Below are 17,158 nucleotides of genomic sequence, written 5' to 3' on the forward strand. Positions count from 1 at the left end.
TCTGGGAGGTGGATTGTATTTAGATTCTTTCCTTTTTTGTGTTGTTTAAGGATTTTCTATTACAAGTCATTTAAAACAATACAATAATGTGACCAATTATAGAAAGAGAGTTGATCTTGGAGTATGCCAATAATGTCGAAGTGATTTTCGTTCCTCGAAACCTAAGTATAAAAATATACATTGATTTATAAAAGTCTGGAATTATGAGTATAAAAATATACACGTAATTTAAAATTACAGAAATCGGGGTATGAAAACATACTTAGAGTGGTAGTGTTATAAAGAAAAACAGTATAAAGAAAAACAGTATAAAGAAAAACAAATTATATAGAGACATAGATGCGCCTCGCAAGGAGGACACATCATAATTTGAACTAACTGATATTAAAATTAAAAGGGAGGGATTTTTAAATGACTGCTATTATCAATAGCGAAACTTAGTCATTAGAAAGTAGAAAAAGAATTGACAACAAAGGATACAGGTAAGCCGTACATCATGATTCCAAATGTAATCGTTCGAAATAATGGAATCTCAAACATGAGCAAGATGATTTATACGTCATTTGCAATGAGTCGTAATATAAATCAAACTCGATTATTTCAACAAACAAGCATCAGCGGGTTACTGGGTATGGCGGGTTACAAACAACGTACCGAAAATCAAAACATGGTAAAACAGGGACTTATAGAACTATTGGAACTAGGCTTTATTAGCATCTATTCAGACCTTGCACTATCAAAAGAAATTAAATCGATTGAAATAAAAGGAAGTACGAAGTTCTTTGTCAAGTTTAATGACGAGGAGGTCTACAGCAAAATGTTTGTTAATAGATTTGCTGATGACGAAGTAGACAAAGAGTTGATTGAGACTGGATTCACTTATACAACAGTCTATGTTGAGGATGCAATACAACTATTTATTTATGAAACGAAACTTAATAGGGCTAATTTGATATCTTTCTACTTGATGGCACTATCAAGAGCATTGATTGGTGATAAGGGTAATAAGTATTCGACAGAACCAATTGAAGCTTTAACGAAATATGCAGATATAAATGAAAAAACAGCATACACCTATATTAAAGTTTTATTTGATTGCCAACTATTATTCAAAATAACTATGCGACAGACAGTAGTTAGAACTGGTGAAATACGAGAACACAATGTATATACAAGATGGTGCGATAGAGATGTTATTATGAATGCAATGGAAGTCAATGATTGGCTAATGAGTATGACATTAGTGAAGATTGGCGAAAGAGTAATATCAGAATCAGAACGTAAATCGATAAAAAATAAATCAAGGAAACAATATGGTTTATCAGAAATATATTAATTGATATCATTCACGGAGGGTCTCAATATTGAGACCCTCTTTTGCATATGGATATGAATGATTGAACACAGATCGGAAGTTAACAACACCGTTATACATACTAATAAAACTTTGATTTTATTAATAGATTCTCTACAATCGCTTATCGCTTTTATTCTTACCTATCCTAATGGATGTTGTATGATGTATTAAAGTGAACTTGTGGGGGAGATAGCGTTGAGTAATATTGAATTCTTAATTAGATATGAGCGTGAAGGAACTAAACTGGATTTTAAGAGAGAGCAGTATAACAAAGAAAAGTATCAAGATCTTCTTAAGGATATTATGGCTATGGCAAATGCTCCGATTGAAGGAAAGCGTTATATTATTGTAGGCGTAAAAGAAAAAACAGATGGATCAAAAGAGTTTCATTCAATACCTAAAGATGAAATTGTCGACCAAGCTACCTATCAACAAATTGTGAGGGAAAATATCGAACCACATATAAATTTTTCATATTATTCAATTGAACTTGATGGAAACATATTAGGTATTATTGAAATCGATAAATGCGATAATCCACCATATATGATGAAGAAAGATTATAGAGCCTTAAAAAAAGGGGAGTGTTTAATTAGAAGGGGTAGTCAGCAAGAACGTATGACTAGAAGAGACCTAGAAGAGATTTTACAGTTCAAATCCCATACTTATTTTGACGATAAAATTTCTATTGGTTTTAATAAAAACTTTGACCAAAAGCTGACTATGAAAGCTGTAAGGGAATATAAGTTGCCCTCTAGTGAAGCGAAGGAAAAAATTGAATCGATTTTGAAAAAACGAAAAAAAGAATCTAAATTAATTCCTAACAATCACTATGAACGATTAGGTTTAAATATTACAGCCTTTAGAAGCCCTTTTCAAAATGTTCCTTATGAGGAGAGAACAACTGAAGAATTAGAAAAAAACTTGAAAGACGTTCAAGAAACATATAGGGACGATGATTGGTATTATATCGGTGAAGAAATGTCTGAGAAGATTAATTTCATAATGAGAAATGATGGCACTAAGTATTTGGAGGACGTCTCAATAGAATTTAAAATTCCTATAGAGCTAGTTGATGTTATGGATAGAGTACACAGTGAACCTAAATCGTTTTATGAATCATTAAACGTTTCTAATATTACGAGTTTATCAAATAATTATTACCCGAATGTGATTGAAGAAGATGGTTACTATATAATTCATGAAAACATTGGTGCTTTAAAACATCATCAAGATACTGAGGTTTTTAATGAGCATTTACGAGTTTTCTTTGGACAAAAAAGCTTCAATAAGAGTTTTACATGGTCATACACTATCTATGCCAAAAATTTACCTACCCCTATAAAAGGGGACTTAATAGTGGAGGTAATCTAAAGAGAGAATATCATAACTCAATAGGCATGAGTTTGAGAGCAGATAAAACTGCTCTTTTTTCATTGAGATAGTTTTATCAAACTGTACTCTAAAGATGACGATTATAAGTATATGTATAGTATCAGATTTTGCATTAGGATTCTTAAGGATATAATTCGCTATCACTTGGCTGTTCCAGTATTAAAATTAATCTAAGGTGTAATAAAGCTAGAAAGCTAGTTCTATATGAGAAATTCAGATGTATAAGAGTAGCTACAGAACAACAAAGTACAGCACGTCGACTTTAAGCACTTAAAGAAGCTGATTGCAACATGTCCTGTGAGGAGAGATTGAGCGGTAAGATTACGGGGCGTCCAGAGCTGCATCGTATGCTTTTGGAGTTAAGACCAGATGATGTAGTTCATGTGCATGAGATATCCCGTCTATCCCGCTCTGTAAAAATTTACTTACTATAGTTGAAAGTATAAAAGATCGAGAAGCTTCTCTTAGGTAATTAAATGAATCGTGGATAGATGCGTCTAATGATAATCCTATGAATGAATTCCATCTTAATCTCTTTGGTAGTCTAGCTCAGTTGGAAAGAGGTTTGACACTGCAGAGGCAAATAGAAGGCATCGAGATTGCTAAGTCACAAGGTAAATTTAAAGGTCGCAAATTAGAAGTTACAGCTGGTGGGAAGAAAGCCGAAAAAGCCTTGTAAGCCTTCGAGTAGTATCAAGAAGGTAAATCTATAAGATATATGCGTAAAACTTTATCGATAGGTACAGAGAATCTATATAGGTTGGTGGAGAGAGAAGGGTTACGATCGAACCTTCATTGCTTCCAATGAATAGTACACAAATAGTTACGATTACTGATCTATAGCTTATTAGAAGGTATAAATAAAGATCTTCTTGCGACAGATGTATTTAGCTTAAGACACCTTTACTGTACACATTACAAATGTTATTTATGACACTAATACAATCAGCGAGAAATGTTACTTTGATAATGACTATAAGTACTTATTGAGTTGATTTACTCTGTCTTAATTAGTTATGTTGAGCTTAATAAAGCTTGGAATTTGAGCGAGAAAATAGATATGTGTAATACAAGCTTAAAAATATATACACAAAAGGATAATATATAACAATGGTGTTATGGATCTATCGATGATGCTATTGCTAGGTGGGCGCCTAATCTTTAATAGATAACTATGCAGGGGGGCTTGATAGCACATTTAAGCCCTTCTTTAGGTGCTAACAAGCAATAGTAGGTGTATGCACACGTGAGTCTTAGAACGGTCGTCCGACTCCATAAGAGAGACGACTCATCTGTTTGACACTCTACAGTGGCGGTGTCAAAGCTTAGTAATATGGATTATATACATGAGACTTAGCAATACTGGATGAAAAATGGCGAATTGTCGGCAATTCGATTATTTAGGTGGGTTTCCAATTTTCAGTATAGTACAATGGAAGTAATATACTATATTGAAAAGCGGTGATTTCAATGAAGAGTAACTTTGAATTTTTTGAAGATCAATGGAAAGTGATAGGGGAACTTGGCGAAAGTGCGGAACGGTATGCATATAAAGATCCGCATGCTGCTATTATGAAACTGCGTCTATTAGGCGAGTCTATTGCAAAATCAATCTTGTCTTCTGATAACATTCAAGAAGCTTATCGCGCAACTCAAGTCGAACGAATCAATATGATTAGAAAAGAAGGACTTGCAGAGCCTGAAATTCTTGATATTTTTGATGTGCTACGACGTAAAGGTAATTTAGCTTCTCATGAAGCCAGTTATGGGAATACTAGAGAAGCTAAAGGATTGATAGAACTAGCATTCAAGCTCTCTATTTGGTTTTATGAAGTTTATGTAGATTGGGAATTTGTTGCACCAGTCTTTACCGAAGTCAGTGAATTAATAGATGAGCCTACTGAGCAACTTCGTATAGCTATGGAGGAACTTGAACTAGTATTTGCTGAAAAAGAGCGACAACTTTTAGAGCAAGTAGATGCTAATTCAAAGGACACTATCTCATCAGAAGTTCGAAGAAAGCGAAAAGAAAAGTCTCATATTCATATCCAAAAACATAGACTATCTGAAGCCCAGACACGTGTCATTATAGACGATAAACTACGTTCAGTCGGATGGACAGTAGATACTGAACAGCTAAACCGTAAAAAGAATAAAACTATGCCGCAAAAGAATAAGAACATGGCAATCGCAGAATGGAAAGTTGGCACTAAATATGCGGACTATGCGCTCTTTATCGGATTGCAGTTAGTTGGATTGATTGAAGCTAAAGCTAGCCATCGTGATATTCCTGCAGCGCTAGAGAGCCAAACAAAGACGTATGCACGTTTAATAAAACCACAAGAAGGAGTTACATTACTTCCTGCTCATGGTGAATACAAAGTACCTTTCCTATACGCTACGAACGGAAGAGACTATCTTAAACAGCTACAAGATCAATCGGGAATCTGGTTCTGGGATTCCCGTACACCTTACAAACATGCACACGCATTGGAAGGGTGGCATTCACCAGATGATCTACGTTTGCTCTTGGACATAGACGATACGGAAGCGAACGCAAAGCTTGCTGAAGAGGATATTACGAAGTTTGGATTACGCTACTACCAGCAGGATGCCGTACTAGCCACAGAGAAGGCATTAATTGAAGGTCAACGTAAGATGTTGTTAGCGATGGCAACGGGAACAGGTAAGACGCGTACAGCTATAGCGCTTATGTATCGTCTTATTAAAGCTAAAAAATGTAGACGGATTCTGTTTTTGGTCGATCGCAATTCTCTAGGTCAGCAAGCATTGGATTCATTGAAAGATACAAAGTTTGATGGATTAGCTTTTTCAAGTATTTACGATGTGAAGACACTTGAAGATATGACGCCTGAAATAGAGACGAAAGTACAAATAGCGACTGTTCAAGGAATGGTAAGACGGCTATTTTACAACGACGGAGAAAAGTTACCTTCTGTAGGTCAATATGATTTCATCATCGTGGATGAAGCGCATCGTGGGTATACAAGTGATCGTGAAATGTCAGATGATGAACTATTGTTTGAAAATCAAAATGACTATGTGAGTCAATACCGTCGTGTGATCGATTACTATGATGCTGCAGTACTTGGATTAACTGCTACACCAGCGCTACATACAACTGACATCTTCGGACTTCCGATTTATAAATATTCCTATACAGAAGCTGTACTCGATGGGTTTTTGGTCGATCATGAGCCTCCTTATTTGTTTGAATCAGAATTAGCAAAAAAGGGTATTAAGTTTGAAAAAGGCGAAGAAGTCGAAATGTATGATCCTGAGAAGAGTGAAGTGTTTTTGGATTGCCTAGAAGATGAGCTTACTTTCAATGTAGAACACTTCAATAGACAAGTAATTACCGAATCGTTTAATCGGGCGGTCTTGGACAAGCTAACGGACTATATAGACCCTGATAGTCGTGAAAAGACATTAATATTTGCAGCTACCAACCAACATGCCGACTTAGTAGTACGTTTACTAAAAGAAGCTTTCGAAAACCGTGGAGATACTGTATCGGATGATGCAATCGTTAAAATCACGGGTTCGATCTATAACCCGAATGAAATGATTAAACGTTTTAAAAATGAACGTTTGCCTAATATTGTGGTGACTGTAGACTTACTTACAACAGGGATAGATGTTCCAACCATTACGAACTTGGTCTTCTTGCGTCGTATCAAGTCACGTATTCTATACGATCAAATGCTAGGACGTGCAACACGTCTATGTCCTGAGATAGGCAAGACTCATTTCCGTGTGTATGATGCGGTTGGTATTTACAATCAACTCCAGCAATACACGGATATGAAACCTGTCGTAAAACAGCAGAACTTCACAATTACAGACCTACAAGAATCATTTACAAATGCAACAACGGAAGATGAAGCAGATCACTTCCGAAATCAGTTAGTTGCTAAGATTCAACGTAAAAAGCAAAGGATTGATAGTGAGGGGCAGCGTCGTTTTGAAGAATTGTCTAAGGGAACTACTTTGGATGATTGGGTACAAGACGTTCAGCAATATCGTCCACAGCAAGCAGAAGCAAATAGTATTCTGTTTGAGTTCGTCGCAACGTATCAGACACCTAAAGACTTTCAAGTGATTTCGAATCATGAAGATAGTATTGGCGATGTAACCCGAGGATATGGAGAAGGAAACGAAAAGCCAGCAGACTATTTAGATGGTTTTGTACAGTTCATTCGTTCGAATATGAATGAGATCCCTGCACTTCAATTAGTTTGCACCCGACCTCGTGATTTGACTAAGAAAGACTTACGAGAACTGGTTACACTGTTAGATACAAAAGGTTTCAAACAATCACATCTACAAACAGCGTGGAAGCAATCCAACAACGTAGAGATTGCTGCAGATATTATTAGCTTCATCCGCCAAGCTGCTTTAGGTGAAGCGCTTGTAGATCATGAAACACGTGTCAAACAGGCGATGCAAAAAGTCTATTCACTTCACGACTGGACACCTCGACAAGAGAAGTGGTTGGAGCGAATAGAGAAGCAGTTACTACAAGTGCCTATTCTCGCTCCTACGCCAGAAGAAGCATTCTCTGAAGAACCATTCAAGAGCAGTGGCGGTTATAAACGGCTCAAACGTGACTTTGGAGACGACTTAGATACTATTGTCTATGCGATAAACGATAATTTGTATATTAGTTAAATAGAGAGAAAGGGGGAGATCTATCTGTGTAGATTTCCTCTTTTTTCGAGAAGTACAGCATGTTAAGGTATACTACTATGTGTAAAGAGAAATCAGGAGGAATGACATGAATAACAATGAGATCGTAGCAAAATTATGGAGTTTAGCCGACGTTTTACGGGATGACGGTATTACATATCACGAATACGTGACAGAGTTAACCTATTTACTATTTTTGAAAATGATGCAAGAACAAGACACAGAAGAAATTATCCCTGAAGGTAAACGCTGGAGCGACTTAGTCAGCAAAGAAGGAATCGAATTAAAGAACTTCTATCGCCAATTACTACTTGATCTAGGCAATGAAGAAATTAAAAATGAAAGCTTGCGCATGATTTATAGCGGTGCATCCACAAGTATCGATGAGCCGAAAAACCTTGAAAAGATTATTAAATCAATAGATAGCCTTGATTGGTACAATGCAAAGGAAGAAGGGCTAGGAAATCTCTATGAAGGATTACTCGAGAAAAATGCGAGTGAGAAGAAATCTGGAGCAGGACAGTACTTTACACCGCGTGTATTGATTGACGTAATGGTTCAGTTAATGGATCCAAAGATTGGCGAGCGTTGCAATGACCCCGCAGCAGGAACATTCGGCTTTATGATTTCAGCCGATTATTATTTGAAACAACAAACAGACAACTATTTTGATCTATCACCAGCAGAAGTTGAATTTCAAAAGAGAGAAGCATTTACTGGTATGGAGCTAGTAAAAGATACACATCGTTTAGCTATCATGAACGCATTGCTTCATGATATGGAAGGACGACTTGAGCAAGGCGATACGCTATCATCCAATGGTAAGTGGATGAAGAACTTCAACGTAGTCTTAACCAACCCTCCATTTGGTACAAAAAAAGGTGGAGAGCGTGCCACGCGTGATGATTTGACGTTTCAAACGTCAAACAAACAATTGAACTTCTTGCAACTGATCTATAATTCCCTTGTAACCGACGGTACTGGACGTGCAGCAGTTATTCTACCTGATAACGTTCTGTTCGAAGGTGGGATTGGTGCGCAGATTCGTCGAGACTTAATGGATAAATGTAATTTGCACACGATCTTACGCTTACCGACAGGAATCTTCTATGCGCAAGGCGTTAAGACAAACGTTTTGTTCTTCGACAGAGGAATAACAGAGCAAGAGAATACAAAAGAAACATGGGTATATGATCTTCGTACCAATATGGCTTCATTCGGTAAGCGGAATCAGTTAACAATGGCTCACTTTGAAGACTTTATGAAAGCTTATGTGGCGGATGATCGTTCTTTAATTGAAGATGAGCGGTGGAATAAATTTATGCGTGAAGACATTGCAAAGAAAAACGACAGTCTGGATGTAGGATTGATTGCAGATGACTCATTATCAGCGTATGATAACTTGCCCGATCCGATTGAGTCGGCAGAAGAAGCGATTGCGAAACTGCAGCAGGCGATGGAGTTGCTTCATGAAGTGGTGAATGAGTTAAAAGCAGTTGATGAAGAGGTGGTAAATCAGTGAGTCAGAAACAAAAGATCGATGATGAAATGTTAGAAGATGTACTATTACTAAAAAACGAGCAACCACATGAAATTCCAGAAAACTGGGTGTGGACAAGGGTTTCAAATTTTATTGAAATGGAAAGGGGAATTACTTTTCCCGCCAGTGCTAAAAAAAATGAATTTGAGGATGGTCTTATAGGTTGTGCAAGGACAGCAAATATTCAGGAAGAGTTCGTATGGGATGATTTAATATATGTTAATAAAGCATATACGAAAGGAAATGAACGTAAACTTGTTCAAGAGAATGATATATTAATGTCCATTGCCAATTCGTATAATTTAGTAGGTAAGATTTCTTTTATTAAAGAAGTTAAAGAAAATATAACATTTGGAGGCTTTTTATTATGTATTAGATCTAAAAATTTCAATGTGAATTTTATTTTTTACTACTTCAGATACTTATTCCTAAGTGGGAAGATTCAACAAATAGCAAGTCAGACAACTAATATAGCTAATATTAGCGCTAAAAAAATTCAAGCTCTACCAATCCCGATACCCCCAGTACCTGAACAAAAACGGATTGCTGAGAAAGTGGAGCGTCTTTTAGGTAAGATTGATGAAGCTAAGCGGTTAATTGATGAAGCAAAAGAAACGCTTGAACTTCGTCGAGCTGCTATTTTGGATAAGGCTTTTCGGGGTGAATTGACTAAGAAGTGGCGGGAAGAAAACCTAAATGTTGAGAACGTTGATTCAATATTTAATAAAATTAAGGATGATCAAAGTATAAAACGAAAGATAATAAAGCCAATTGAGGAAGATGAGATAAATTCTATATTACCATCGAATTGGAAGTGGGTAAGATTAGGTGACGTTTTTAAAATAACGTCTGGGGGAACACCTAAGAGAGCTGTTTCAAAATATTATGACGGTCATATCCCATGGGTAAAGACAGGAGAAATAAAATGGAATACTATTTATGATACAGCTGAACATATTACTGTAGAAGCTATATCAAATAGTTCGGCTAAATTACTACCTAAGGATAGCGTTTTAGTTGCTATGTATGGACAAGGTTTGACTAGAGGTAGGGCAGCGATATTAGCAACTGAAACTACATGTAATCAAGCCGTATGCGCTTTACTTCCAAACGAATTTATACTACCGAAATATCTGTTTTATTATTTTATGGAGGGTTACCAGAGATTTAGAGAAATAGCTAAGGGAGGAAATCAGGAAAATTTAAGCGCAACCTTGATTTCTAACTTTATTTTTCCATTCCCACCATTAGAAGAGCAAAGAGCAATTGTAGAAATCCTCGATACCATATTTAATAATGAAGATAAAAGTACAGATTTAATTGATGAAAGATTGAAAAACGATGAATTAAGAGCGTCTGTATTAGCGATAGCATTTCGTGGTGAACTTGGAACAAATGATTCAAGTGAAGAATCTGCAATGGAGCTATTAAAGTCTATGGTGCAACAACAAGTAAAATAGTTTTAAGAAGGCATCCAAATTACTTGGGTGTCTTTTTCGTTTTATTATTATTATCTGAATTCTGGAATAATCATAACGGATAGTAACCCACTCAGCGCGGATCCAATAGAGTCACATCCACAGATGTTTGGAATTCCTTAGAGTCGTGATTCTAGGTGCATAAATGAAGTTAAGTTCACAGGTTGAATTTAAAGTCTTATGATAGCTCTCTGTGGAGTTGATGAGTTATTGTTTTTGAGATGTTGAAACCACATGTATCCACAAATAAGTATTTGATAAATTTCCGATACGACTCAAGTAATATGTATGATTTAGTCTGTTAAAGGGTTGATACGAGTAGAGATAAACTGGGGGTATTTCGATAACGATTATCGACATCAGAATCGTCTTCTATTGGAGTGGTAATAAATGAATAAGCAGCTTTTTCATGTTGTTAACAAAATCGCATGTAAGTTTAGAGCGTGCCTTAGATTTACAACCGATAAACATTGAACGAATGTAAATATAGAGTTGTGTAGATAATTTATTTACGAAATGTAAATGAAATCTTGAACCTAAATTTACGATATGCTATCTTTGATCCATTAGATAAATACGGAAGGATCGAATAACATGAACATAGCATATATCAGAGTGTCAACAGTTGAACAGAATGAAGCAAGACAAATTGAGGCGATGAGGCAGTATAGAATAGACAAGTTGTATCAAGAGAAAGTCTCTGCTAAGAATACAAACAGACCAAAACTTCAAGAGATGATAGACTTTGCAAGAGAAGGCGATACGATCTATGTCGCAGATTTCTCTAGGTTAGCACGCTCAACAAAAGACCTCTTAGAACTAGTCGAGCTATTAGAAACAAAGGGTGTTCAATTGGTATCTATTAAAGAAAATATCGACACATCAACGGCAACTGGCAGACTAATGTTAAAGATGATTAGTGCTATTAATGATTTTGAACGTGAGAATATGCTTGAAAGACAGCGAGAAGGTATTGCGATTGCAAAAGCAGAAGGCAAGTACAAAGGTCGAAAAGAAGTATCCATCGCAGATTTTGATCATCACTATCGACGTTATATGAATCGTGAAGTAACCAAGTCGCAGCTTGCTAAAGAGTTAAAAATATCAAGACCAACATTGGATAAGTTAATCAAGAAACATTAAAAAGTAAGTTAAGGGACTCCCATGGGATCTCTTTCTTTGCATCAATGATATAAGACTTGATTTCCACTATTTTAGTATGTATATGAGCGGGAGATAGTCTAGGTTGCTTTATCCACACGTCATAGAAAATCCAGTTTTTGTTGTGATGGATCTATTCTAAGTGCAATGGAAATTAGATCATCACCTAAAACGTAGTACGAAATTAATGGTATTTAACCCTAAAAAATACATAACATTGTATAATAGTGTAATAAATGAATTTTAGGAGGGGAAAATTTTGTCGGTCAATAGCTATTTATCAACATTATCGAGTTCTCTGGTTCTATCGTCTTTGGAGAATGCCAACATTAGAACTTCTATTGCTAATTTATCTAAAAATCTAAATTACTACTTTAATCAAGGGGAATTACACACTCATTTCCAATTTGGGTCAAGTACAAGAGGAACAATATTGCCCCGTAGAGTAGATTCGGATTCTGATGTCGATTATATGGTAGTATTCAAGAACCCGAGAGGCTTTACTCCAGAAACTTTATTAAAGCGTTTAAAAGATTTTATGCACACCTACTACAGTCGTTCAGAAATATATAAAGATAGCCCAACAATGGTATTGGAATTGAACCATATTAAGTTTGAATTAGTCCCCGCAATTCAAGACGATTGGGGGAATATCTCAATACCTTCAAAGGAAAACTTTTTCTCAAGGTGGATACCAACAGACCCATTAGGATTCAATGAAAAATTAACACAAGTAAATGTATATAATAATTCAAAAATAAAACCTTTAGTAAGGTTAATGAAATATTGGAATACTAACAAATTAGATGGACATTTTTATTCGTTTGAATTAGAAAATTGGATTGTGCAAAAATATACTTTCAATAGGCAGGTGTTCTTAAAGGATTATATTTACGACACTATTGAAGGTCTAAGTCCAAATTATGATGATTCTCAAAGGTATAAAGAACGTCTGGTAAGGGCTAAAAATATTATTAGGGAAGTTAAATGGTTTGAACAAAATGGTCTCGAAATACAAGCAAGAGAGAAAATAAAGAATATTTTTCCAGAAATATATGTGAGGTGAAGTATGAATAAACGTTTTGATTCTCTAGATAGACACTACAAGATAATAGATAAACTTAATACGACAACTTCTACACTATTTTGGGTGAACGCTGTCTTATCAATTTCGGTATTTTTCGTAGGTGAATATTTAACTGCTAAGACCATTTTGTTATTTCTATTTACTATAACTACGTTAAGCTACTTTTTAATTGATAATTATTTAAGCATTTTCAAAATCCCTCAAGTTGAGGATAGAAGAAGGGTTCATTTGTTAACGAACTCATTTAATGTTCCTTTAGATAACGAGAGAACCAACATGTATTACAACAATGATATAGAACCTTCTTTACTAAAGTTGGGGGCAAATATCTTTGAAAATTCCTTGTTTGCTGAGAGGGTTACTCATGAGATGGCAAAGAGGGAGAGGATAAAAGTAGGTATATTTGTTATAGTATTCGTTATAGCAATTATGTTACGAACAACTGATATAGAATTAATTTCGATACTTGCACAAACCTTGTTTGCCAGCACATTAATTCCTGCCTATTTAAGACTTGAAGTTTTACACTATAAGAACAAAGCAATTTCAGATTGTCTTCATGACATTTTCTTTTTCCATAACCAAGGGACGATTAATGAAAATGACAGATTATCTGCAAAACTCCTTGATTGTTTTGTTAAGTATGAATCAGCGAAGGCATATTCGGGGGTTAAACAGGATTCGAATATATTTCATAAAATTAATCCACAAGTTACGCAAGAGTGGGAAAAAATGAAACGTGATCTAAATATAGGTAGTGATTAAAACGACAGAAGAATAGGATGAATGAAGAATTGCCAAGACCCAACTTTTAATGAGATGGGTCTTATTTTATTATTTGCAATCAACCTCTTTTTTTAGTATCGTTATCTGTAGGTATAACACGCATAGAAAAGTACTCAAACAAGTATAAACCATTGATATAACAAGCTTTATAGACCCTCGGTGCGGAATGTGGTGCAATGGATAGCACGTGAGCCTCCGAAGCTCAAAATGTGGGTTCGACTCCCGCCGAGGGCATCATAGTAAAGCGTTTGAACAGTTCGCAACTGCGATATTTGTTCAAACGCTTTTTTGTGCTGTCAATCAGACTACCCGAAACGACATCATGCTATTCATTTTCCCCTGTTAGAACTTCTTTTAAACTTGTTTGTGTGTTGAGTTTAAATTGAAAGGTTAAAACGTGAATGGAAATGAGAGTTATGTAGTGTTGGCATGGGGATGGAAGCTCCAGTTGGGGGACGCTTTCCCATGGGCCCGCGGTGAGCCCTCTAGGAAAGCGTCCCCTCCGTAGCGCCAATTCCCGCCCCTAACCTTTGCCAGTTTCATGATTTCAACCTATCTTGTATCAAAGTCGCACTAGATTATAATTCCCCTCTCGCTACCTTCAAGAAACCGTCAGCCACCACCATAACCCAGTCAACGTGATCAACAGCGTAGGCACTGTCAGAACCATTCCTACCTTTCTATGTTCAATAGAAGGAACGGGTAATAATTTCTATAAATTGAGCAGTAAAGAATAGTGGGGATGGCTCGTGTTGAGTGATCAGTATAGCCAGCGTCCGCGTCGTTCATCACATACGATTCCGTCGATTTTTAGTCTGCGCATATGTTGACTGACTGCGGGCTGTGAAGTATCGAGTAAAGGCAGTAGATCACAAATATATATTCGATACTTTTTTGCAAACAAAAAAGGAAGCCACAGGGGAGTGTGACTTCCTTTTTGTATTAGGTCGGTTGACCGTGAGTTTATCGTTCTTTGCTTAACTCGTCGTGAATCAAATCCATATTATATGTTAAATATTTTACATACGTATCGACTTCGTCACCAGGGTTACCGATTTCGTCAGAGTAGATCGGCTTTTCAGCAATAGGTACGCCAGTCTCTTGAGAAACAGTTTCCATCGGACGAGTATCCACGTTGGATTCTACGAATAACACAGGCACTTTGTGATCTTTAATATACTGAACAAGTTCTTTGATCTGCTTAGGAGAACCGTTCTCTTCTGTATCGATTTCCCAAATGAATGCTTCTTTCAAACCGTAGTGGTCATTCAAATATTGGAAAGCGCGTTCACTTGTTATAAGCACGCGATTTTCTTCAGGCACTGTAGAAATGCGCTCTGCGAATTCGTCGTCAAGCTCTTGTAGGCGTAGCACATACTTGTCGCCTTGCTCTTTGATTTTATCGCTATGTGTTGGGTGTTTTTCAATCAATGCATCACGCATAGATTCTGCCATTTTCACTCCAACAGCAGGATCGATGAACGCGTGTGGGTTAATTTCTTCTTCACGTCCGCCGTCGCCACCAAGATACTTAGGCTCTACATTTTCAGTCAAGCTGTAGATGTTTTCGTCTTTCTGTCCAACGGAATCCATCATCTTGAAGAACCAACCTTTTTCTCCGCCTTCAAGGTTTAGACCGTTATAGAATAAAACGTCTGCATCTGTTGCAGCTTTAATATCATTTGGCAATGGCTCATATTCGTGTGGATCCGTTCCAGTAGGTACTAGGTTATAAACCTCCACATAGTTTCCACCGATTTCGCGTGCCATATCTGCAATGATAGTAAATGACGTAACGACTTTAAGCTTGTCACCTGTTTCGGCTACTTTGTCACCTTCGTCTGTGCCTTCTGTCTTTTTGCCCTCATCGTCATTACCGCACGCTGCTAACATAAATACAGCGAGCAATGATAGCGTGAGCCATTTTGCTAAGTTCTTCATGTAATCATTTCTACTCCTTTATGGATAATAAATTTATATTTCCGCCGCGGCGGTTGATCCTTTAATGTGTTGCATTTGTAATCGCTTTGCGTTTCGCTCGTGAACGGATCTTGCTGACGATAATCCCTTGCTTAGGGGAGAATAGGAATGCCAGGATGAATATACCTGTTGCTGCCAACGCGATGACCGGTCCTGACGGCATATTGTATAAGAAACTGAAGTACAGACCAATAATAGAAGATACTGCACCGAAGAATGCTGCGAGTACGACCATGATCGATAGGCGATTCGTTAACAGATACGCTGTAGAAGCAGGCGTAATCAACAATGAAACGACCAAAATCACGCCAACTGTTTGCAAGGAAGCGACGGTAACCAATGTCAGTAAAAACATAATTGTATAGTGGATAAGCTGCGTTTTTAAACCGTATGCTGCAGCCATCGTCTCGTCGAAACTCGAAACGAGTAGTTCTTTAAAGAACAACACAACGACTAGAATAACGATAGTTCCGATAATCAATGTCAGCCACATATCCGATGTGCGGACAGACAAGACGTTACCGAATAAAATCTGCGTCAAATCAGTCGCACTTTTTGCCCGCGTAATTAAGATAATCCCGAGAGCGAAAAATGCGGAGAAGACAATTCCGATAGACGAGTCATTTTTAATGCGACTATTTTGAGAAATGGCTCCTATACCGAATGCGGTCAGAACACCCGTCAACACGGCACCGTAGAAATAGTTGATACCGAGCATATAGGAAATGGCGATCCCCGGTAGAACCGCGTGGGAAATCGCATCCCCCATTAGTGCCATCCCGCGAAGGACGATAAAACTACCGATGACGCCGCAGATGACGCCGACCATAACGGAAGTGATCAACGCTTTTTGCAAGAAACTATAGGTCATTAAATCTTGAATAAACTCCATTACATAGTAACCTCCAAGCCGTCGATCATAAATTCACGATTGTATGCTTTCGTCATATTGCCCGACTGGAAGACTTTACTAGTAGGGCCTGCATCAATTAACTCTTTATTGATAAGAATCAACTCGTCAAAATAACTTTTTACTTTTGATAAATCATGGTGAACAACGAAAATCACTTTACCGGCTGCTTGCAATTCGCGTAAGATCCCGATAATAATTTCTTCACTGGATACGTCAATTCCGACGAATGGTTCATCGAGGAAGAAATAATCTGCTTTTTGAGCGAGAGCACGTGCAAGGAACACACGCTGTTGCTGTCCGCCTGAAAGTTCACCAATCTGACGGTTTGCGAAGCTTTCCATGCCTACTTGCTTCAAACATTCCATAGCGAATTCTTTATCCGCTTTACGAGGACGTCTAAGTATACCGGTTCTTGGGTAGGTGCCCAGTAAGACAGTGTCTTTTACGACGATCGGGAAGTTCCAGTCGATATTGGAACGCTGTGGAACGTATGCGATTTGTTTACGCATGGAATTCACAGTCTGGCTACCGATTTTCACGTCTCCGTGATCTTTGTGGATTAAGCCTAGCATCGCTTTCATCAACGTGGATTTACCCGCGCCGTTTGGTCCAAGCACACCAATCAAACTGCCAGCTCCAAATGAAAAAGATACATCCTTTACGACTTCATTGCCGTCATATGAAACACTAATATGCTTAACTGTTATCGGTTCGATCATACTGTTTCCTCCTTCTTTCCCTCGTGCAACTT

The 17,158-nt window shown here is 37.2% G+C and carries 14 protein-coding genes; 10 read left to right on the forward strand and 4 right to left on the reverse strand.

Annotated elements, in window-relative coordinates:
- Positions 1 to 463 precede the first annotated feature (463 nt).
- The 10 genes from Q7P97_RS03175 (at position 464) to Q7P97_RS03220 (ending at position 13,493) form a co-directional block, all read left to right on the forward strand.
- Positions 464 to 1,336: a hypothetical protein gene (locus Q7P97_RS03175; protein ID WP_303966480.1), complete on the forward strand. Its 873-nt coding sequence runs from the start codon at positions 464 to 466 to the stop codon at positions 1,334 to 1,336.
- 216 nt (positions 1,337 to 1,552) lie between these two features.
- Entirely contained in the window at positions 1,553 to 2,731 is a 1,179-nt protein-coding gene (locus tag Q7P97_RS03180; RefSeq protein ID WP_303966483.1) for an ATP-binding protein, read from the forward strand.
- Positions 2,732 to 3,042: 311 nt separating this feature from the next.
- Complete coding sequence (locus tag Q7P97_RS03185; protein WP_303966487.1) at positions 3,043 to 3,186, forward strand: recombinase family protein; 144 nt, start codon at positions 3,043 to 3,045, stop codon at positions 3,184 to 3,186.
- Between the two features lie 119 nt (positions 3,187 to 3,305).
- Complete coding sequence (locus tag Q7P97_RS03190; RefSeq protein WP_303966489.1) at positions 3,306 to 3,431, forward strand: hypothetical protein; 126 nt, start codon at positions 3,306 to 3,308, stop codon at positions 3,429 to 3,431.
- Between the two features lie 791 nt (positions 3,432 to 4,222).
- On the forward strand, positions 4,223 to 7,444 hold the full coding sequence (hsdR, locus tag Q7P97_RS03195) for a type I restriction-modification system endonuclease (protein WP_303966492.1): 3,222 nt from the start codon (positions 4,223 to 4,225) through the stop codon (positions 7,442 to 7,444).
- A 106-nt stretch (positions 7,445 to 7,550) separates the two neighbouring features.
- Positions 7,551 to 8,984, forward strand: a complete 1,434-nt coding sequence (locus Q7P97_RS03200; protein WP_303966495.1) for a class I SAM-dependent DNA methyltransferase — start codon at positions 7,551 to 7,553, stop codon at positions 8,982 to 8,984.
- On the forward strand, positions 8,981 to 10,462 hold the full coding sequence (locus Q7P97_RS03205) for a restriction endonuclease subunit S (protein ID WP_303966498.1): 1,482 nt from the start codon (positions 8,981 to 8,983) through the stop codon (positions 10,460 to 10,462). The genes Q7P97_RS03200 and Q7P97_RS03205 overlap by 4 nt, the downstream gene beginning before the upstream one ends.
- 612 nt (positions 10,463 to 11,074) lie before the next feature.
- Entirely contained in the window at positions 11,075 to 11,623 is a 549-nt protein-coding gene (locus Q7P97_RS03210; RefSeq protein WP_303966502.1) for a recombinase family protein, read from the forward strand.
- Positions 11,624 to 11,900: 277 nt separating this feature from the next.
- Positions 11,901 to 12,707 (forward strand): SMODS domain-containing nucleotidyltransferase, encoded by an 807-nt coding sequence (locus Q7P97_RS03215; protein ID WP_303966505.1) that lies wholly within the window; start codon positions 11,901 to 11,903, stop codon positions 12,705 to 12,707.
- Between the two features lie 3 nt (positions 12,708 to 12,710).
- A complete protein-coding gene (locus Q7P97_RS03220; protein ID WP_303966507.1) occupies positions 12,711 to 13,493 on the forward strand; it encodes a hypothetical protein in 783 nt (260 codons plus the stop codon).
- A 781-nt stretch (positions 13,494 to 14,274) separates the two neighbouring features.
- On the opposite strand, the gene Q7P97_RS15550 is transcribed toward Q7P97_RS03220, so the two are convergent.
- The 4 genes from Q7P97_RS15550 to Q7P97_RS03235 all read right to left on the reverse strand — a co-directional run bounded on the left by Q7P97_RS15550 (position 14,275) and on the right by Q7P97_RS03235 (position 17,126).
- On the reverse strand, positions 14,275 to 14,418 hold the full coding sequence (locus tag Q7P97_RS15550) for an ArsR family transcriptional regulator (protein WP_369684311.1): 144 nt from the start codon (positions 14,416 to 14,418) through the stop codon (positions 14,275 to 14,277).
- 59 nt (positions 14,419 to 14,477) lie between these two features.
- Positions 14,478 to 15,455, reverse strand: a complete 978-nt coding sequence (locus tag Q7P97_RS03225; protein ID WP_303966510.1) for a metal ABC transporter solute-binding protein, Zn/Mn family — start codon at positions 15,453 to 15,455, stop codon at positions 14,478 to 14,480.
- Positions 15,456 to 15,516: 61 nt separating this feature from the next.
- Positions 15,517 to 16,386 (reverse strand): metal ABC transporter permease, encoded by an 870-nt coding sequence (locus Q7P97_RS03230; RefSeq protein WP_303966513.1) that lies wholly within the window; start codon positions 16,384 to 16,386, stop codon positions 15,517 to 15,519.
- Positions 16,386 to 17,126, reverse strand: a complete 741-nt coding sequence (locus Q7P97_RS03235; RefSeq protein WP_303966516.1) for a metal ABC transporter ATP-binding protein — start codon at positions 17,124 to 17,126, stop codon at positions 16,386 to 16,388. The genes Q7P97_RS03230 and Q7P97_RS03235 overlap by 1 nt, the downstream gene beginning before the upstream one ends.
- Positions 17,127 to 17,158 lie beyond the last annotated feature (32 nt).

Source organism: Sporosarcina ureae, from assembly GCF_029267015.1.
GTDB classification, from domain to species: domain Bacteria; phylum Bacillota; class Bacilli; order Bacillales_A; family Planococcaceae; genus Sporosarcina; species Sporosarcina ureae_D.

Bases quoted from the DNA above. Each gene is read 5' to 3' on its own strand.
- Q7P97_RS03185 (WP_303966487.1), top strand. From the start codon at position 3,043: ATGTCCTGTGAGGAGAGATTGAGCGGTAAGATTACGGGGCGTCCAGAG.
- hsdR (WP_303966492.1), top strand. From the start codon at position 4,223: ATGAAGAGTAACTTTGAATTTTTTGAAGATCAATGGAAAGTGATAGGG.
- Q7P97_RS03200 (WP_303966495.1), top strand. From the start codon at position 7,551: ATGAATAACAATGAGATCGTAGCAAAATTATGGAGTTTAGCCGACGTT.
- Q7P97_RS03210 (WP_303966502.1), top strand. From the start codon at position 11,075: ATGAACATAGCATATATCAGAGTGTCAACAGTTGAACAGAATGAAGCA.
- Q7P97_RS03220 (WP_303966507.1), top strand. From the start codon at position 12,711: ATGAATAAACGTTTTGATTCTCTAGATAGACACTACAAGATAATAGAT.
- Q7P97_RS03225 (WP_303966510.1), bottom strand. From the start codon at position 15,455: ATGAAGAACTTAGCAAAATGGCTCACGCTATCATTGCTCGCTGTATTT.
- Q7P97_RS03230 (WP_303966513.1), bottom strand. From the start codon at position 16,386: ATGGAGTTTATTCAAGATTTAATGACCTATAGTTTCTTGCAAAAAGCG.
- Q7P97_RS03235 (WP_303966516.1), bottom strand. From the start codon at position 17,126: ATGATCGAACCGATAACAGTTAAGCATATTAGTGTTTCATATGACGGC.